This is a genomic window from Haloarcula sp. K1 (assembly GCF_001647155.1).
GTDB classification, from domain to species: domain Archaea; phylum Halobacteriota; class Halobacteria; order Halobacteriales; family Haloarculaceae; genus Haloarcula; species Haloarcula hispanica.
On sequence record NZ_LRHL01000012.1, the window covers coordinates 171,737 to 189,291 of the forward strand.

At 63.4% G+C, this 17,555-nt stretch carries 16 protein-coding genes and 1 tRNA gene; 10 read left to right on the forward strand and 7 right to left on the reverse strand.

Annotated elements, in window-relative coordinates:
• Positions 1–158 precede the first annotated feature (158 nt).
• The 4 genes from AV929_RS05705 (at position 159) to AV929_RS05720 (ending at position 2,685) form a co-directional block, all read left to right on the forward strand.
• Entirely contained in the window at positions 159–809 is a 651-nt protein-coding gene (locus AV929_RS05705) for an HVO_2922 family protein (protein ID WP_050007733.1), read from the forward strand.
• Between the two features lie 82 nt (positions 810–891).
• Positions 892–1,224, forward strand: a complete 333-nt coding sequence (locus tag AV929_RS05710; protein ID WP_064287669.1) for an MTH1187 family thiamine-binding protein — start codon at positions 892–894, stop codon at positions 1,222–1,224.
• 24 nt (positions 1,225–1,248) lie between these two features.
• Positions 1,249–2,181, forward strand: a complete 933-nt coding sequence (gene mch, locus AV929_RS05715) for a methenyltetrahydromethanopterin cyclohydrolase (RefSeq protein ID WP_064287670.1) — start codon at positions 1,249–1,251, stop codon at positions 2,179–2,181.
• Positions 2,182–2,187: 6 nt separating this feature from the next.
• The gene (locus tag AV929_RS05720; RefSeq protein WP_014040880.1) at positions 2,188–2,685 is read left to right on the forward strand and encodes a hypothetical protein; all 498 of its coding nucleotides are present in this window, start codon (positions 2,188–2,190) and stop codon (positions 2,683–2,685) included.
• Positions 2,686–2,697: 12 nt separating this feature from the next.
• Here the strand turns inward: AV929_RS05720 and AV929_RS05725 are convergent, their stop codons facing one another.
• From AV929_RS05725 to AV929_RS05735, 3 genes are all read right to left on the reverse strand, one after another.
• Positions 2,698–4,329, reverse strand: coding sequence for a GTPBP1 family GTP-binding protein (locus tag AV929_RS05725; protein WP_064287671.1), 1,632 nt, complete (start codon positions 4,327–4,329; stop codon positions 2,698–2,700).
• A gap of 266 nt (positions 4,330–4,595) precedes the next feature.
• Entirely contained in the window at positions 4,596–5,267 is a 672-nt protein-coding gene (locus tag AV929_RS05730; RefSeq protein ID WP_064287672.1) for a phosphoglycolate phosphatase, read from the reverse strand.
• 37 nt (positions 5,268–5,304) lie between these two features.
• Positions 5,305–5,874 (reverse strand): J domain-containing protein, encoded by a 570-nt coding sequence (locus AV929_RS05735; RefSeq protein ID WP_064287673.1) that lies wholly within the window; start codon positions 5,872–5,874, stop codon positions 5,305–5,307.
• Positions 5,875–6,448: 574 nt separating this feature from the next.
• Between AV929_RS05735 and AV929_RS05740 the strand changes: the two genes are divergently transcribed.
• Positions 6,449–9,550 (forward strand): adenosylcobalamin-dependent ribonucleoside-diphosphate reductase, encoded by a 3,102-nt coding sequence (locus tag AV929_RS05740; RefSeq protein ID WP_064287674.1) that lies wholly within the window; start codon positions 6,449–6,451, stop codon positions 9,548–9,550.
• Positions 9,551–9,811: 261 nt separating this feature from the next.
• The gene (locus AV929_RS21750) at positions 9,812–10,243 is read left to right on the forward strand and encodes a hypothetical protein (RefSeq protein ID WP_154020788.1); all 432 of its coding nucleotides are present in this window, start codon (positions 9,812–9,814) and stop codon (positions 10,241–10,243) included.
• A 61-nt stretch (positions 10,244–10,304) separates the two neighbouring features.
• Here AV929_RS21750 and AV929_RS05745 read toward each other — a convergent pair whose 3' ends face one another.
• Both AV929_RS05745 and AV929_RS05750 read right to left on the reverse strand, forming a co-directional pair.
• A complete protein-coding gene (locus tag AV929_RS05745; RefSeq protein WP_014040885.1) occupies positions 10,305–10,595 on the reverse strand; it encodes a hypothetical protein in 291 nt (96 codons plus the stop codon).
• 43 nt (positions 10,596–10,638) lie between these two features.
• Positions 10,639–12,159 (reverse strand): sulfite oxidase, encoded by a 1,521-nt coding sequence (locus tag AV929_RS05750; RefSeq protein WP_064287675.1) that lies wholly within the window; start codon positions 12,157–12,159, stop codon positions 10,639–10,641.
• Positions 12,160–12,264: 105 nt separating this feature from the next.
• Here AV929_RS05750 and AV929_RS22855 point away from each other — a divergent pair, with 105 nt between their 5' ends.
• Together AV929_RS22855 and AV929_RS05755 are read left to right on the forward strand one after the other, a co-directional pair.
• Complete coding sequence (locus AV929_RS22855; RefSeq protein ID WP_004591539.1) at positions 12,265–12,387, forward strand: HVO_2523 family zinc finger protein; 123 nt, start codon at positions 12,265–12,267, stop codon at positions 12,385–12,387.
• A gap of 46 nt (positions 12,388–12,433) precedes the next feature.
• Positions 12,434–15,013 carry a PAS domain S-box protein gene (locus AV929_RS05755; RefSeq protein ID WP_064287676.1) on the forward strand — a complete coding sequence of 860 codons (2,580 nt, stop codon included), beginning with the start codon at positions 12,434–12,436 and terminating at the stop codon, positions 15,011–15,013.
• Here AV929_RS05755 and AV929_RS05760 read toward each other — a convergent pair.
• A complete protein-coding gene (locus AV929_RS05760; protein WP_014040888.1) occupies positions 14,991–15,650 on the reverse strand; it encodes a TVP38/TMEM64 family protein in 660 nt (219 codons plus the stop codon). The two genes, AV929_RS05755 and AV929_RS05760, sit on opposite strands and share 23 nt — an antisense overlap.
• A gap of 51 nt (positions 15,651–15,701) precedes the next feature.
• Between AV929_RS05760 and AV929_RS05765 the strand changes: the two genes are divergently transcribed.
• The gene (locus AV929_RS05765; protein ID WP_008312872.1) at positions 15,702–16,091 is read left to right on the forward strand and encodes a DUF5830 family protein; all 390 of its coding nucleotides are present in this window, start codon (positions 15,702–15,704) and stop codon (positions 16,089–16,091) included.
• A 129-nt stretch (positions 16,092–16,220) separates the two neighbouring features.
• On the opposite strand, the gene AV929_RS05770 is transcribed toward AV929_RS05765, so the two are convergent.
• Entirely contained in the window at positions 16,221–17,231 is a 1,011-nt protein-coding gene (locus AV929_RS05770) for a hypothetical protein (protein WP_014040890.1), read from the reverse strand.
• A 145-nt stretch (positions 17,232–17,376) separates the two neighbouring features.
• Between AV929_RS05770 and AV929_RS05775 the strand changes: the two genes are divergently transcribed.
• Positions 17,377–17,521 (forward strand) — tRNA-Met (locus AV929_RS05775).
• The last annotated feature ends 34 nt before the right edge of the window (positions 17,522–17,555 follow it).

Below are 17,555 nucleotides of genomic sequence, written 5' to 3' on the forward strand. Positions count from 1 at the left end.
TCGACGACCTATTACGTGCCGTCGCGGGAGAGCTGTCCACCAGAGGGTGTATCGTGCCAGCCGAGACCCTGTTATTTCGGTCAGCTGTTCTGAGGAGGTCGGGTGCCGTTTTGAGTATGGAGTACCATTATTTGTTGTCCCATCGTCAGTCCGGTTGTATGACAGACGAGACGGTCCACGAGTCACAGGAAACGCGGAGCCGAAGAGGAATTGCGTCGTACTTCCGACGGCTGGCGAACAGGCTCAGCCGCGGTGAGCCGGCCCCGGCAGATGAGGAACAGACTGTGACGGTCACGCCGCCGGCCGAATCCGAGTTCGAGGTTGAGGTCGAGCAGGAAGACGGCACTGTCACACTTGAAATCGATATGCAGTGGGACGAAGACGAGGGGGAGGTAGCGACTGACGTGGCTGCGAGCAAGGCGACCTTCGAGGTGTACGAGGACAATGCCGAGCAGTACCGCTGGCGGCTCGTCCACGACAACGGAAACATCATCGCCGACAGCGGGGAAGGCTACGCCTCCAAGCAGAAGGCCGAACAGGGGCTCGAAAGCGTCAAATCCAACGCACCCGGCGCGTACGTCGTCGACGAGTCCAAAGACGACGACGGTGTTGTCGAAGAGGGGGGCAGCAAAGCGACGTTCGAACTCTTCAAAGACAGCGAGGGCAAGGCGCGCTGGCGGCTCCGCCACGACAACGGGGAGATAATCGCGGACTGCGGGCAGGGCTATGCCTCCAAGCAGAAGGCGAAGCAGGGACTCCAGAGCGTGAAGACGAACGCTCGCGGGGCTCCGGTCGAGGAAGGCGAGTAAGCGCTTCGAACGGGAGTTTCTTCGGTCCAGTCCCCAGGCGAGTACCACAGCGGTTAGGTCGCGGGCACGCGTCGGAACCGGTATGACCTGCATAGGGTTTCTCTCGGTCGCACCGGTCATCGAAGGGAGCATGTCTTCCTACGTCGCCGACGCCGTCGCGGCGCTGGAAGCGTTCGACGTCGAATACGAGACGACGCCGATGGGGACCATCATCGAAGCGGAGGACAGCGAGGAGCTGTTCGCGGCCACCCACGCGGCTCACGAGGCCGTCGGCGAGCAGAGCGACCGCGTGAGCACGTTCCTGAAGATCGACGACAAGCGGACCGTCGACCAGCAGGCGCGGGACAAGGTCAACGCCGTTGAGGAGCATCTGGGTCGGGCAGCCAGAAGCGACGCGGCCGAAGGCGGAGATTAAAGGGAAGGGTGCCAAAGACGGCGTATGGACAGTCTCAATCGGATGGCCACGGAACTCGTTGACGAGGCCATCGACTTCGCCGACGAACTCACGATAGACGTACACGCGCTGGAGGGCGACGCCGCGGTGCTGGACTTCGGCGTCGAGGTCCCCGGCGCTGTCGAAGCCGGAATGTTGCTCGCGGAAATCCAGACGGCCGGGCTGGCGACGGTCCAGTCCACGATGGCCACCGTCGACGGCGCGCCGCTGAACCACGTCGAACTGTCGACGGACCACCCGGCGCTGGCCCTGCTGTGCTCGCAGAAGGGCGGCTGGGAACTTGCCGTCGACGACTTCGAGGCGCTCGGGAGCGGTCCCGCACGCGCGCTCGTCGCTGAGGAGGAGGCCTTCCAGCGCATCGGCTACCGCGAGGACGCTGACTTCGCCGTGCTGGCCCTGGAAACCGACGAACTGCCGGACGAGGACGTTGCGAGCCAGGTCGCCGAGCGCACCGGCGTCCCCGAGACGGGCGTGTTCCTGCCGTCGTTCGCAACCGCGAGTGTCACCGGGAGCGTCGTCGCCGCGGCCCGGGCCGCCGAACTGGCCGTCTTCCGGCTGGCCGAACTCGGCTTCGACCCGGTGTCGGTGCTGTCGGCCAGCGGCCGCGCGCCGGTCGCGCCGGTCGCCGGCGACGAAGCGACCGCGATGGCCCGGACCACGGACGCGCTCGCCTACGGCAGCGAGGTCCACCTCACTGTCGACGAGTCCTTCGACCGCTTCGACCAGGTGCCTTCCGTCGCAGCCGAAGAATACGGCGAGCCGCTGGAAGGCGTCTTCGAGGACGTCGGCTGGGACTTCGCGGAGCTCCCCGTCGAACTGTTCGGCCCCGCGGCGGTCACCATCGACGTGGTCGGCGGCGACACGCACGTCGTCGGTGGGACGAGCGAGGGCGTCTTGGCCGAGAGCTTCGGCCTGTAATCGGGTATGCGTTACAAGGTCGCGCCACCGGCCCGCTCGCACTCGTTTCTGGAGAGCGCCAGAGACGCGATTCCGCTCGTCCCCGACAGCGAGGCCGACTGCTGTCGCGCGATTCAGACGGCGACTGACGTGTCCGACCGCGAAACGGCCCAAAAATATCTGGTTTTCCTACAGGCGCTGGGACTGGTCGCCGAGAGCGACCGGGGCTACTACCGGACGCGGACCGACCACGACCAGGCGGCCCTCGCAACAGCGTTCGAGAAATCAGTCTTCGGCGTCGACGTGCTCGTTGAGGCTCTCAATTCGGAGCCGGTAGATACTGATGATGCGTTCGATGCCCTTCGGGCTGAGATTCCCCGCTGGGAGCGAGAGCGTCACGCTGACTGGGAAGCCGTCTGGCAGGAGCGCACGGCGAATCTGCTGGAGTGGGCCGTACTGTTCGGACTCGCCGAGAAAACGACTGACGGCTACAGACAGCCGACTGAAGACGGGAAAGACCAGTGAGACAGCGGACCGCTACTCCGCCGGGTCGATGTCGGTGACGGTCCCGACGCCCTTCGAACTCCCCTCGCGGAAGACGAACTTCTGGCCTTCCTCGACGAGGTAGGAACGGAACTTGAACCGAACCCGGGCCTTGCCCGCGTCGCCCGGGAGCAACTGCCCGCCCTCTGGATAGAAGGCCGCGGCCTCGCTGACCGTTTCGAGGTGGACGACGGGTTCGTAGCCGTCGCCGATGCGGGTCGGATGGTTCAGCACCATCACCTCGGCCTCGAATTCCCGGACGGGCGAGGGGTCGGCGTCGGCCGGGAGCAGGACCATCCCGCGCTCGATGTCCTGCTCGCGGACGCCTTTCAGTGCGATACCAACGATGCGACCGGCCTTTGCCTCGTCGACCCGGTGGTAGTGCATCTCGATGGACCGGACCTCAACCTCGCGGAAGCTCCCGTCCTGCATCGGGCCGAGTAGCAGTTCGTCGCCAGCTTCGACCTCGCCGGATTTGATGGTGCCCGAGGCGACCGCGCCGACTCCCTGGACGTTGTACGTCCGGTCGACGTACATGCGGAAGTCGCCCACCTCCCCGGCGGTCTTTGGCAGGGCCTCGAACATCTCGTCTAAGTCGTCCAGCCCCTCCTTCGTGACGGCGCTTGTGGTGACGACGGGGACGACGGTCTCGGAGATTTCGTCGATGGCCGTGTCGACGCCGTGGCGCTCGACCCGAAGTGGCGTCTTGTCGACCTCCCGCAGTGCCTGTTCGACGTCCCGTTCGACTTCTGCGACCCGTTCCTCGTCCACCAGATCGGTCTTGGTGATGGCGACAATCGTCGGGAGATCCGTCGCCAGCAGGATCCCGAGGTGCTCCCGCGTCGTCTCGGTCACCCCGTCGTCGGCCGCGACGGTCAGGAGGCCGTAGTCGAGTTTCTGCCCGACGAGGCCGCGGATCGTCGTCCGGAGCCACGGCTCGTGGCCCACAGTGTCGACGAAGGAAACGAGCCGGTCTGATGCTTCGACGACCCGCGCTCGATCGTCCTTCCGGTGCGGATTGTCCATGCGGATCGGCTCACCGTCCTCATCGAAGCCGTAGACGCCGTAGGAGAGGTCCGCCGAGAGACCTCGGTCGACTTCGTGTGGTTGCACGTCGAGGAAGCCGCGTGTCCCGCCTTCCCCGTCGTCTGCGTCACCAGTGACCAGCGACCCCACGAGCGTGGATTTGCCGTGGTCGACGTGGCCGGCGGTTCCGACGACGATGTGGTCGTCGTCCGCGAGGACCGATCCCTCTGAGACGGTCGCGACACCGACGATGCCATCGGAGGCTGTCGACCCGTTCTCCGAGACGCCGTCGACGCCCCACGTTTTCACCTCTTCAATGTGTGCACCGGCTTCCTCTGCCAGCAGGCTGAGTACGTCCATCGACTCGGAGAACTCCGCCGGTGAGATGCCGGCCAGACCGCCGTCGTCGGTGACGCCGACGACGTACGTCGCCTCCCCATCCCCGGAGAGAACGCGGTGGCGGAGTTGCGCTGCAAGGGATTCGAGTCTGCCCTCTGACAGGTGGAGATCTTCGGTGAGCCGTTCTTTGAACTCGACGCTGCCGCCCTCCCGTTCACCGCGGTCAAGCGCGCGCCGGAGGACAGCCCGGTCGGGGCTCATACCCACCCGTTACTGTGGGGTAGATATAAGCCTTCCCCGGATTTACGGCTCCAGAGAACTCCTGAGAGCGGTGGCTGAGTGTATCTCTCACAGTATCAGTCGGACGGATATTTATACGCGAAGGCGCTGCCAGACCGGGTCGTGGACTGAGTCGCCACACGGAGTTTGCGGTTGTGTGACGCCGCTCCGTGTGCTGGGTTGCGCCGATGGCGTCACCTGTTTGCCCATCTGATTAGCGACTGGTCTAAAAGTGAATCACACGACTGTCACTCCCGGTACGGCGCGACCGCTTCGAGAAAGCCGTCGCCGTAGGTCCCGTCGGTAACCCGGTCGGCGCGTTCGAGCGCTGTCTCGTCGGCATTGGCGACGGCCACGGCCTCTCCAGCCAGGTCGAACATCTGGGCGTCGTTCACTGAGTCGCCGACGGCGAGGAACGTCTCCGGAGCGAGGTCCAGTTCAGCACACACCGCTTCGAGGCCCGTCCCCTTGTCGACGACCGGGTCTGTAACGTGGTACGCGAAGCCGGTGTCGAGGACGACGAGCCCGCGTGCCGCGGCCAGGTCCTCCAGCGGTTCGAGCGGCTGGTCGAGCGACACGACGAGTTCCGTCTCGCGCCATCGGTTTGCCAGGTCGACCTGTCCGAACCCCAGGTCGCGATAGGCCTCGCCGACCGCGAGCGCCGCCTCGTGGTCGCCTTCGAGTCTGAGCTCGTCGGTAGCTTCGACGAACACCACGCCGCCGTTCTCGGCGACGACCGTCCGTTCGATGCCGAGAAACTCACAGAGCGCAATTGGAAACGGCATCGCTTTTCCGGTCGCGATGACGACGCGTGCAGGCCACTCGCGAAGGACCGGCATGACGCGGGGGTCAATCGCTCGGCTTTCGTCAGTCAACGTTCCGTCGATGTCGACGATGAGCGGCGGCGTGTCGTTGTCCATACGTCCGGGTTCGGAGCGCCGCATATGGGAATTGCGGTCAGTCGTCAGTCAGCGTTTCGTAGGCCGCTTGCACCTGCTTGAACTCCCTTTCGCTCCCGCTGTCAGTGTCGGGGTGGACCTCCTTGACTTTCTCCCTGTAAGCCCGCTTGATCGTCCCCTGATCGGCGTCCGGCTCGATGCCGAGCCGCTGGTAGGCCTCCGCCGGACTCGGTCCCGACGACTGAACCCGCTGTCGGCGCTGCCGGCCGCCCGCTGCCTGGCGACGCTGTCGCTGCCGCCCCTGGCGACGACGCTGGCCACCCTGCGACGCTCGCGAGCGGCGCGCTCGCCGGCCGTCTCGTGGCGGTTCCCATTCTTCGCGTGGGCCGGCCCCGAACCCACCGCGGCGGGCGTTCCCCGTGTTCTGTGCCGCCTGTCGTTCGACCCGCTCGTAGAGGCTCGCAGCCATCTTCCCGCTGAGGTGGTAGTACATGAAATACGTCGACGCGCCGAACATGAGCGCCAGGAAGAGCACCGCGGGATTGATCACGAGGCCCACCGCTGTCAGGACGACTGTCAGGCCTCCAAACACCACTGCGATTCCCTTGGTGAGCCCGTCGTACTGCACGCACACTCCTTCGGTCCACAGACCTGTAAGCGTCCCGCCTCTCGCCTTCCATTCGGTCCGGCCTCGAACTGAATACCGGGCACGTTCCCGGATGGCACAGGGACGAACTGAGCTACCACCACACCATATCGACACCGCACGGACTGACAGGCCTGTTTCATCGAAACCGCACTACGGCGGGGCGTCTGACACAGCCTTATTACATCCCTACGCACTGTTGGCGAGCGTATATCCTCACCCGCAAACCCCCGCCAGTTTCCATTGGATATCTCGCTTACGTCTGGTGGTTCACAGGGCCGGGGTTTCACTTTCACCTCGGTCTGGACAGTATTAAGGAGAATCGACGGCATCTATTCCGTTGTACGCGGCTATCGTTTCACGCGTCACCAGCACAGTTCGTCGAGTACCGTAGCCACGACTCCCGAGATTGCTACGGCCGCCGCCGAATCGCAGACAAGAAGGATTAAACGCTATCGATGAATACGTATTCGCCGCCAGAAATGACAGGATCACGGGTAGCTACGACGAGGGGTATCGACCGACAGACGGCCGCTGTCGGGAGGAGGAGCGGGCGATGAGTAACAGCGACCTTTCCGCCGACGAGATCACGCTCCCGATCAAACGTACCGACGGTGACACTATCGAAGAGCGACTTACAGGCAACGCCTACCACAACATCCTCCCGGCTCGCTACCTCCGGAAGGACGCCAACGGTGACCTCATCGAGGAACCCGAAGATCTCTTCGACCGTGTCGCGAAGAACATCGCGCTCGCCGAGGCCGTGTTCGAGGCCAACAAGCAGGACGTCGACGTACACGTCTCGCCGGACCAGCTGAAGCCCGACCACCCGCGCCGCGACGAACTCGCCGACGAGGTGTTCGGCAAGGGAACGTCCGTCGACGACGACGTCGAGACCGAGCTCTCTGTCTACAACGTCAACAAGTTCGCCTACGAGACGGTCGTGCCGGAACTTCCTGAGGGCGTCCGCGACCACGTCGAATCGACCGCCGACGCATTCCAGGAGCAGATGGAGCAGCTCTCCTTCATGCCGAACTCGCCGACGCTGATGAACGCTGGCGACGAACTCCAGCAGCTTTCGGCCTGTTTCGTCGACTCCCCTGGTGACGACATCGACGACATCCACCAGACCGCCAAGGAGGCCGCACAGGTCTTCCAGTCCGGCGGTGGCATGGGCTACGCGTTCTGGAAGCTCCGCCCGTACGGCGACCCCGTCGGCTCGACCGGCGGCATCGCGTCCGGCCCCATCACGTTCATGCGGACGTACGACCAGATGTGCGAGACTATCGCCCAGGGTGGCGCCCGCCGCGGCGCACAGATGGGCGTCATGCGCGTCTCCCATCCGGACGTCATCCAGTTCATCCACGCCAAGAACAAGGACGTCTCGCTCGCCGAGACGCTGCGCCTGAACGACCCGGACGACTTCACGCACAACTCCTTCGCCGAGGCGCTGGAGGAGGCCCGCGAACTCATCGACGACGACGGAAAGGTGCCAAAGCACCTCCGCAACGCCGTCGAGGGCCACCTCTCGAACTTCAACATCTCCGTCGGCGTCACCGACGACTTCATGGAGGCGCTGAAGGCCGGTGAGGAGTTCACCTTCACCAACCCGCGAACGGGCGAGGCCCACATCGCCACCGAGGAGACGAAGGAACTGTACGACATGTTCGGCCTCGGCGAGCACGTCGAGGTCGGCGAGGAACTCTCGATTCCGGCCGAGGAACTCTGGGACGACATCGTCGAGGGCGCTCACGAGAACGGCGAGCCCGGCGTCATCTACCTCGAACGGGTGAACAAGCAGCACTCCTTCGACGTGGAGGAGCACCCCGACCACGAGATTCTCGCCACGAACCCGTGTGGCGAACAGCCCCTCGAAGAGTACGAGGCCTGTAACCTCGGGCACATCAACCTCTCGACGCTGGCCGCCACGGACGCGCCGGACTGGCGCGTCTGGTCGGAGGCCCACGCCGACGAGTACGACTCGACGGAAGCCGCCATCGACGCGTTCCTCGAGGACGCCATCGACTGGGACGAGTTCGACCGCCGCATCGAACTGGGCACCCGCTTCCTCGAAAACGTCGTCACGATGTCGGACTTCCCGGTCGAGAAAATCGAGCAGAAGGTCCGGGAGATGCGCAAGATCGGCCTCGGTATCATGGGCCTCGCCCAGCTGTACATCCAGCTCGGCGTCGCCTACGGGACCGAGGAGGCCAACGAAATCGCCCGCCAAACGATGCGCCACATCAACCACGGGTCCAAGGCTGCGAGCCACGAGCTTGCGACCGAGCGCGGCACCTTCGAGGAGTGGGACAACTCCAAGTACGCGAACCCGACGGACTACCCCGACTGGTTCGAGAAGCAGACCGGCGAGGACGCGGCGGACTGGGAAGACGGCTACCCGATCCGTAACCACAACACCACGACCATCGCCCCGACCGGGACGACTTCGATGATCGGCAACACCACCGGCGGGTGCGAGCCCATCTACAACGTCGCCTACTACAAGAACGTCTCCGACGACGTGCAGGGCGACGAGATGCTCGTGGAGTTCGACGACTACTTCCTCCGCGCGCTGGAGGACAACGACATCGACGTCGAGGCCGTCAAACAGGAAGCCCAGGAGCAGATGGCCAACAACGAGTTCGACGGCGTCGACGGGCTGACGACCGTGCCCGACGCTATCGGAGAGCTGTTCGTCACTACTGGCGACCTCTCGGCGAAGCAGCACGCGGGCATCCAGGTTGCCTGTCAGGAAGGCGTCGACTCCGCTATCTCGAAGACGGTCAACGCCCCGAACGACTCCACGACCGAGGACGCCGCCGAAGTCTTCGAGTACATCTACGACCACGGCGGCAAGGGCGTCACCTACTACCGCGACGGCACCCGCAGCAAGCAGGTGCTGACGACGCGCGCCCAGAACACGGAGTTCTCGGACATGGACGCCGACGAGATCGTCGCCCAGATCGAGGAGGTCTTCGGCGGTATCGAGGGCTTCCTCGAAGACGAAGCCGTGCAGGCGGCTATCGACGACTCCATCGAACAGGTGCTTGGTGTCGCCGACGGGGACGCCGAGTACGCCGAGAAGCAGACTCGGCCGGACGTGCTCCACGGCGTGACCCAGCGCATCGACACCGGCTACGGGAAGCTCTACGTCAACATCAACGAGGACCCCGAAACCGACCGGCCGTTCGAGCTGTTCGCCAACATCGGCAACTCCGGCGGCTTCACCGCCTCCTTCACCGAGGCGCTGGCCAAGACCATCTCGACGGCGCTACGCTCGGGCGTCGACCCCGAAGAAATCGCCGACGAACTGCAGGGCATCCGGTCGCCGAAGGTCGCCTGGGACAAGGGCGAGCAGATCCAGTCCATCCCGGACGCCATCGGCACGGCCCTGCGTCGCTACCTCGACGGTGACGTCGACAAGGCCTACCCCGACCAGACCACGCTGGAGGAGACTGCCGAGAAGGCCGACGGCGAGACCGCCACGCAGACCCAGACTGACGGCGGTGCGGCCGCCGCCGCATCTGACTCAGGTGGCGACCAGCAGGACATCATCGACGCCGGCGAGAGCCCGGAGTGTCCTGACTGTGGCTCGCTGTCGCTGTACTACTCGGAAGGCTGCAAGACCTGCGAGTCCTGTGGCTGGTCCGAGTGCTGAGTCGGTGACACACGGAGTCGGATTTCACCGCGATTGACGCCGTTTCTTTTCTAGTAACAGCGTGTCATAGAACTATTCGCAAACCCCGTGTCGGTTATTGATAAATTGTCAATACAGATGACATACTGATTAAAACATCAAAAACTATTGGTTAATATTATCCGCTCTTTCTCAATGGTTCCGGCAAGAGTGTCCACCCGGTATGGGGCCTATATGAGTTGGATCACAAAGTATTCACTCGATAACACTAACCAAACTGTAATGGATTCCTCACGATCGGTCTTTCTGGCAGTACTTGTCCTATGTCTGGTTGGCGCGGGTTGTGTGTCTCCGAATAGTTCTGAGATCAGCACATCAACCGAGTCTTTACGTGAGGATACAACAACCGATGAGCAAACTCCTCAACTAGTGGTAAATAACAGTGCAAAAAAACGAGCACTATCCGCTGAGGAGGATTATATTTTTAATCAGCTACAAAATGCTTCTTGTGCAAGTGGTGCACCTGGAGGGCAAACTGGAACGAAATATGCTGAAATAATAAATGAGACAAATCGTGGAAAGTATGTTGAGGTAAACGTCCCGTATCACTACTCAACGAAAGAATTAGAAGCGGATTACGAATCAAAGGCCCTCTATCTAATTGATGGTGCGAATATAATGAGAGTTAATGGAGATGAGATTACCCCTTGCTGAATAAACATCAGTTATTCTTATCACTCTATGAAATATTTAGTGTCGGTATCCGGTGCGTCCGCTACCGGAATTCCGTGACGTCGTACACACCAGTAATCGTCGTTTCCTCGACAGCCGCCGTGATTTCCGCGCCCTCCTCGGCCGCCGAGTCCGCGACGAGCGTCACCGGCTCGATAGGCTGGCGGCGGAGAAAGGCCGCGATCCGTTCGAGCCACGATGGCTTCCCGCCCTTGCGACAGACGATGACGTAGCGCGAGTCCGCGAGCGACGCCATCTTGGGCTCGAAGTCGTAATCCTCGTGCTCGGCCGGCTCCACGACGTGGATGACCTCGCCGGCAATCGTCTCGTCCATACCCACGATAGCGACTACAGCGGTATGTGCCGCTCGCTTTGCACTACGAATACTGCTTCGACACCCAGCCCGAGGGACCGCTGGGATAGGAGTCCGTTTCTTCTTCGGGCTGCACCTCGCCGCGCTGGTCGACCATTCGGACGACGACGGTGTGGCCGCCCGAGGGCAGGTCGTAGGTGTACTCCCACTGTCGCCACGCGTCCTCTGCGGGGCCGTTGCCGTCGGCCGCCGGCAGTTGGTCCGAGAGCGTCGCGTCAGCCCACGTCTCGCCGCCGTCGGTGGAGACTTCGACGCGCTGGACGCCGTGCAGGCCGGCGTAGGCGTGGCCACCGATGCGGCGGCGGCCGTCCGAAAGCGTCGACTCGTGGTGGAGTTTGGCAACCGGATTGACGGGGCCGGTCCCCTGCCAACCGCGTTTCTCCCAGTAGCCGTCGGCCTCCTCGTCGAGAATTTCGATCTCTGAGAGCCACTTGACGTTGACCTCGCCCCAGTGGCCGGGGACCAGTGCTCGGACGGGGTAGCCGTGGCCCCGCGGGAGGACCTTTCCGTTCATGCCGTAGGCGAGCATCCCGCCCCGGAGCGCGTCGATGGGGAACTCCTCGTAGTAGTCGTCCTCAGCCCGGAGCATGACGCATTCACAGCCGCTCTGAACGCCGGCTTCTTTGAGGAGGCTGTCGACGGGAACGCCGGTCCACAGCGCGGTGTCCGTCTTGTAGCCGTTGAGGCGCTCGCCCACGCAACGGAGCGTAACGAACCGGTTTTCGGCATCCATCTCCAGCAGGTCCGCGTAGGTGAGCGTGACCTCCTCTTCGACAGCACCGGTGATAGAGAGCGACCAGTCCGCGGCCGAGAGCTCCGGGTCGATGGAGTTGATGTCGACCTCGTAGAAGTTTTCGCTGACCAGCGGGTCGATATCGCCGAGGCCAAGGGAATAGTCTGCCGCGACGGCGAGCTTTTCGTCGACATCGTCAAGGTCCGCTCCCGGCGCATTCAGCACGGGCGCATCGTCACCCGTCGCGACGACCGACCGCTGGTTGCCAGTTGCGCAGCCGACCGTCGCCGCGCCGATGGCCGCGCCAACCGTCGAGAGGGCCCGCCGGCGTTTCGAGGAGATGGGCGTCATCGGACCGCCGAGTCCGTCCAGCGCCTGCGCGAGGCCGACCACGGCAGCGGCGGGAACCGCCGGACCGGCCGCGAGGACGACCTCGCCGGTGAGAACGACACTCACGGCCCAAGTTACGACGGCCGTTCCGACGACCGGGAGGGCGCGATTGTTCGCCAACTGGCCGGTGAGGATGGCCGCTCTGGCCGCCAGCGCGATGAACAGCCCCGCGAGGCCAATCGCGAGCAGGAGATTGAGTTGCTGACCGAGGCTACCGAGCGTCGAGATGGCAGTCGAGACGACGACGCCGGGCATCGACCGCGCGAGCGTCCGTTCGATTGGCGAGGCGATGAATGTGGGTGCGTAGCCGGTCACAGCGTAGGAGCCCGCCAGGCCTGCGACGGCGACGGCAACGCTAACCAGCAGCCGACCGCCGGGCGAGTCAAGGAGGTCGTCAGTCATGACTCAATCGAGGGTCTACCTCGCAAAAGGGATTGTTCCAATTTCGTCCGGATTCCGTTCCGAAACTCCGGAAGACACAAGCGAGCGGAGCTGTTCTACGAAATCATGGACGAGCAGCCCGGGGGTCGGCCCTGCCCACTCTGTGAACGGGCAATGTACCACCGACACTGCAAGTACGTCTGTCCGGAGCACGGCGTCGTATATGACTGCGCTGACACGTTCTACTGACGATACGCTCGCGGGTTTAATATCTTGGAACAACGAAAGAAGTGATATGAGTGGCCACGGGGGAGAGATTTCGGTGCTGCACGTCGACGACGACCCCGACCTTGGCGATCTCGTTGCGGTCCATCTGGAGCAAACTCACAATGATATCTCCGTCTGTACCGTGCGAAGCGCGGCAGATGGGTTACAGCGGTTGTCCGAGCGTACGTTCGACTGTGTCGTCAGCGATCACGACATGCCGGGCATGGACGGACTCGAATTCCTGAAGGTCGTCCGCGAGGAGTACGAGGAGCTACCCTTTATTCTCTTTACTGGCAAAGGAAACGAGGAAATCGCGAGTGATGCCATCTCCGCTGGCGTCACCGAATACCTCCAGAAAGGAGTCGGGACGGACCAGTACACCGTCCTTGCCAACCGTATCGAGCGGGCTGTCGGGGAACGGCGGGCCAAGGCCGCGCTCGAAGAGTCCGAGCGGATGCTGTCGACGCTCATCTCGAACCTGCCGGGAATGGTGTATCGCGCACGGAACGTGCCCGATTGGCCGATGGAGTTCGTCAGCGACGGTGCGACGGAGTTAGTCGGCTACAGTTCGGAGGCGCTTGAGAGCGGCGACGTCTCCTGGGGGACGCTGATCAAAGAATCCGAGACGGAGCGTCTCTGGGAGACGGTCCAGACTTGTATCGCCGCCGACGAACCGTTCGAAGTCTCCTACCAGATCGAGACGGCCGACGGTGAGACCCGCTGGATGTGGGAGCGCGGGCGCGTCGTCGGCACTGACGACGACGGGGTCGAAATCCTCGAAGGGTTCATCACTGACGTAACCGCGCGCGAGGAGCGCGAGCGCGAACTCGCGAATCAGCGGGCATTTACCGAGAAGCTCATCGACTCCGTCGACGATATGTTCTACGTTGTCGGTCCCGATGGCAGTCTGGTCCGATGGAACGACACCGTCTCGTCGGTGACCGGCTACACAAACGAGAAGCTAGCGTCGATGGGCATTGGGGAACTCATCGTGGATTCCGACCACGAGAAATTATGGCGAGTGTTCGAGGAGACGCTGGAGACCGGATACGGAACCGTTGAAGCAGGTGTCGAGACGGCTGACGGCAGGGCGCTCCAGTACGAATTCAAGGGCTCGCTCATCGAAGACGAGCGCGGCGACCTGTTCGGGATTGCCGGTATCGGCCGGGATATTACGGAACGGAAACGCCGGGAACGGGAGCTCAGGGAGTACCGGACGCTGGTCGAAAACGTCGGGGACCCGATGTACGTCCTCGATACTGACGGGACAGTAGAGATGGTAAACGAGGCGATGGCCGCCCATCTGGGGTACGACCGCTCGGAAATCGTCGGCTCGGAACCAGTCCGTTTCATGCCCGAGACGGATGTCGAAAGAGCGACAGCACTCATCTGTGACCTGCTCGACGACGACGAGCGGACGTGGGGGGCCTACGAGATGCGGACGATATCCGCTGACGGGACAGTCCGGATCAACGAGGACAGGATCGCACCGCTGTTCGACGAGGACGGGAACTTCGACGGCTCGGTCGGCGTGATGCGCGAGACGACGGAGCGCAAGCAACGCGAACGGGAACTCGAACGCTACGAGACGATCATCGAGGCCGTCGGCGACCCGGTGTACACCCTCGACGACGAGGGTGTGTTCACCTACGTGAACGAGGCGATAGAGCAACTGACGGGGTTCGAACCGGACGAGCTGATCGGCGAGCACATCTCGACGATCATGACCGGCGAGGACATCAACCGCGGAAGCGAGCTCATCCGGACCATCCTGTCTGACCCGACCCGACAGAACGTGACCTTCGAAACGGATATTGTCGACCAGACCGGGAATCACACGCCTATCGAGATCCATATCGCGTTGCTTCCAGCCGCGGACGGGGAGTTCAACGGCACAGCGGGCGTCATCCGCGATATCAGCGACCGGAAAGACAGGGAGCGACAGCTTGCGGAGTTCGCCTCTGTCGTTAGCCACGACCTGCGAAACCCGCTGAACGTGGTCAAAGGGCGAATATCGGTCGCTCGGACGTCGGGCGACGTCTCGCACCTCGAAGCGGCAGAGTCCGCGGCCGACCGGATGGACGAACTCATAAACGACCTGTTGACGCTCGCCAGACAGGGCGATACGGTCGGCGAGACGACGATGGTCGACCTCGCTGCCCTCGCGAGCCAGGCCTGGATCGATGTCGAAACCGGCGAAGCCACGCTCGAAAAACACGGGACAGCGGCGGTCGAAGCCGACGCGGCACGGCTTCGCACGGTGTTCGAGAACCTGTTCCGGAACAGCGTAGAACACGGCTCCACGAGCAGTCGGACGGAGTCCGACGACAGTGTGGAACACGGACGTTGTGCAGACGGCGCAGCCCCGGTCACTGTCTCCGTCGGAACAACGGACGACGGATTTTACGTCGCCGACGACGGCGTGGGAATCCCACCGGAAGAGCGAGATGACGTGTTCGAGCGCGGCTACACCACGAGCGACACCGGGACCGGGTTCGGGCTGGCAATCGTCGTTGAGGTCGCACAGGCCCACGGCTGGTCTGTGTCGGTGACCGAAAGCGAGGACGGCGGCGCGCGGTTCGAGTTCACGACGAGTTCGGAGCGCTGACATGGCGGTAAGCCGGGCCGGCGAGTACCAGCACAGCCAGTGCCGCGGAGAACAACAGGACGTGCGGGAGCGCGTCGACACTGAGCCCCGTGAGCGTCAGCGACCGCAGCGACGCGCCCGCGGTGACCTCGACCGCGACCCACGGAATCTCGCCGAGGAACGTCCCGACCGCAAAGGAGCGCGGCGAGACGCGGGCGAACCCGGCTCCATAAGAGACGGGGTCCGCAGGCACCGGTGAGAGCCGTGCCGCGAGCACCCCCCGCGTCTCGCCGGTCACCTCGATAATCCGGCGGCCTGAGTCCCCCAGCCAGCCGAACATCCCGCCCTGTTCGCCGGCCCGGAGCGCGAACCGGTAGGGGATGAGGCAGGTGACGAGTGCGCCCATCAGTGCGACCGGGAAGCCGTATTTGACGCCGAGGACGAACCCGACGAACGCGGACAGCGGCATCGTCGGCCACGCGAAGAACGGGCGAACTAGGTACAGCCCGACGATGACGCCCGCGAGGTAGACAGGGTGGTCGGCGAGATGCGTCGTCTGGGCTACCACCCGCTCGGGGGTGAGCAGCGTTGTCGCGACGGCGACGACTACCACCAGCCCGGCGGTCCCGACCAGTTGTCGCTTCGCGAGGCGGTCCATCTACCCAATTGAGCGGTAGCAATCGACAAACGCTTTGTGGTATCTTTTAGGTTGTTCGGGGTTGAATCGGCGATTGTGTCCGAGAGGCGTGATCCGGTCGAACTCGGCGTCGAACTGCTCGCCCATCTGGAACACGGGGAGCTGTCCGTCGCCGACGCGCTCGACCGTATCGAGACAGTGACGACCAACCCACAGGTCCAGCGCGAGATACTCGATACTGCAGTGATGCGTGGCCTCATCGAGCGCGAGAACGGCGTCGTCCGCCCGCGGTCACAGGGGTCGTACGTGAACTTCGACAGCGACGTGGTCGTCCGCGAGGGGGAGTTCTCGTGTCAGCGCTGTGGCGCAGCTATCAGTACGGGCCACTTCGTCCAGTTCGACGGCGGCGAACTGGGACCGTTCGGGTCGACGTGTATTCGGAAAGTGTTAGGGCGGGAGTAGCGAGGGGCGCGAGCGAAGCGAGCGGCCCTCGGAATTACGAGCGGCGAACGAAGTGAGCCGCGAGTAGCGAAGTCGTGGACGGAGTGAGCGCCCCTCGTTGTGAAGAACAGGCAGTCAAAAACAGACCGTTCAGCGGCCCTGGCGGAGTTCCTTGATGAGCTGTTTGATGGTGCGCTCCTGCTTCTGGAGCTGTTCGTTCTGGGCCTCGACAGCGGCGGTCAGTTCGGCGACCTGTGCTTCGAGTTCAGCGATATCGGGGTCTGCCGAGGTGTCCGGCTCGACCGAGTCGGTGTCTACGCTGGTTACGTCACTGGATTGGGTATCCGTCGTGGCTTCGGCGGTGGTTCCCTGCTCGGTGGTCGCTGCAGTCGTGGCCTGTGTCCCGGCGCTCGCAGATTCAGCTTCGGAGCCGTCACCGCCCTCCTCGTCGTTGCTCACGAGCGGGTCGATACCGGATTCGAGGCCGAGACCGTTGCCGGATTCGTCAGCATTCTTCTCGGGGTCGGCCCCGACCTTGGCGTTGAGGTCGGCAAGCGAATCAACTTCGTGGTACGCGAAGAGAGCCTCTTCGAGTGTTTTCCGGACCATCGGTGCCTGCTCGGACGGGGCCTTGATGCGCTCTGGCCGCTCGTTGAACGAGAGCACGACAGCCGTGGCGACGCTGCCCTCCTCGAACTCCAGACCGGTCACGTCGTCGAAGGAGAACGCCTCGTAGTCGGCGTCCCAGGTGACGTTGCCGATGTGCTTGAGTAGCTGGCGGTCGGTGACGACCAGCGTCAGTTCGCTGAACCGGAACACGCCGGCGAGACTCTCGTCTGGGGCGATACCGCCCGAGACGGTGAGCTTCCCTTCGAGCAGCCGTTCGAGGACGGCATCGCCGCGGCTGCCGGGAACGGATAGTTCGAGCTTCTCACTGGTGTAGATGAGCGAGAACTTGGTCTTGCGGCGGCCTTCCGAAACCGTGAGCCGTTCGAAGTCGTGCGGATAGCTGGCGACCTTCTCGTCGCTGAGAAGGCCCTCACCGCGGTAGACGAGCGTCCGGGTCGGTGTGAAACAGGCCGCGTCTTCGTCGCCGAGGTTGACACCGCCCCGGATCTCCTCGTCCCCGAGTTCCTGCTGGACGAGGTCTGGTATCTCCATACTGCCTGCATACCTGCGTGGTGGCTTAAATCCGCGGGTCGATTATCAGCGCCGATCAGGCGGACAAAGCGTGGGACTGTGCCACAGTCCCGGCAGAGATGAGAACCTTCAAGACGGCTAACGGCCAACGGCTGAATGCACCCGCGCCCGGGTGGCTTAGCTGGACATAGCGCCGCACTCATAGGGTCTTTCGACTCATGCGGCAGTGCACCCGTCATGACCCCGGGGCGCTCGTCACGCCCCAGACCTGGGCCATGCGGAGATCGAGGGTTCGGAGCCCTCCCCGGGCACTACTCTGAAACTTTACATACCCATCGGCAGAAC

Excerpts from the sequence above, each read along its gene's own strand:
- AV929_RS05720 (WP_014040880.1), top strand. The coding sequence starts at position 2,188 with ATGCGTTACAAGGTCGCGCCACCGGCCCGCTCGCACTCGTTTCTGGAG.
- AV929_RS05705 (WP_050007733.1), top strand. The coding sequence starts at position 159 with ATGACAGACGAGACGGTCCACGAGTCACAGGAAACGCGGAGCCGAAGA.
- AV929_RS05740 (WP_064287674.1), top strand. The coding sequence starts at position 6,449 with ATGAGTAACAGCGACCTTTCCGCCGACGAGATCACGCTCCCGATCAAA.
- AV929_RS05770 (WP_014040890.1), bottom strand. The coding sequence starts at position 17,231 with ATGGAGATACCAGACCTCGTCCAGCAGGAACTCGGGGACGAGGAGATC.
- mch (WP_064287670.1), top strand. The coding sequence starts at position 1,249 with ATGGACAGTCTCAATCGGATGGCCACGGAACTCGTTGACGAGGCCATC.
- AV929_RS22855 (WP_004591539.1), top strand. The coding sequence starts at position 12,265 with ATGGACGAGCAGCCCGGGGGTCGGCCCTGCCCACTCTGTGAACGGGCA.
- AV929_RS05750 (WP_064287675.1), bottom strand. The coding sequence starts at position 12,159 with ATGACTGACGACCTCCTTGACTCGCCCGGCGGTCGGCTGCTGGTTAGC.
- AV929_RS05730 (WP_064287672.1), bottom strand. The coding sequence starts at position 5,267 with ATGGACAACGACACGCCGCCGCTCATCGTCGACATCGACGGAACGTTG.
- AV929_RS05725 (WP_064287671.1), bottom strand. The coding sequence starts at position 4,329 with ATGAGCCCCGACCGGGCTGTCCTCCGGCGCGCGCTTGACCGCGGTGAA.
- AV929_RS05710 (WP_064287669.1), top strand. The coding sequence starts at position 892 with ATGACCTGCATAGGGTTTCTCTCGGTCGCACCGGTCATCGAAGGGAGC.
- AV929_RS05760 (WP_014040888.1), bottom strand. The coding sequence starts at position 15,650 with ATGGACCGCCTCGCGAAGCGACAACTGGTCGGGACCGCCGGGCTGGTG.
- AV929_RS05745 (WP_014040885.1), bottom strand. The coding sequence starts at position 10,595 with ATGGACGAGACGATTGCCGGCGAGGTCATCCACGTCGTGGAGCCGGCC.
- AV929_RS21750 (WP_154020788.1), top strand. The coding sequence starts at position 9,812 with ATGGATTCCTCACGATCGGTCTTTCTGGCAGTACTTGTCCTATGTCTG.
- AV929_RS05755 (WP_064287676.1), top strand. The coding sequence starts at position 12,434 with ATGAGTGGCCACGGGGGAGAGATTTCGGTGCTGCACGTCGACGACGAC.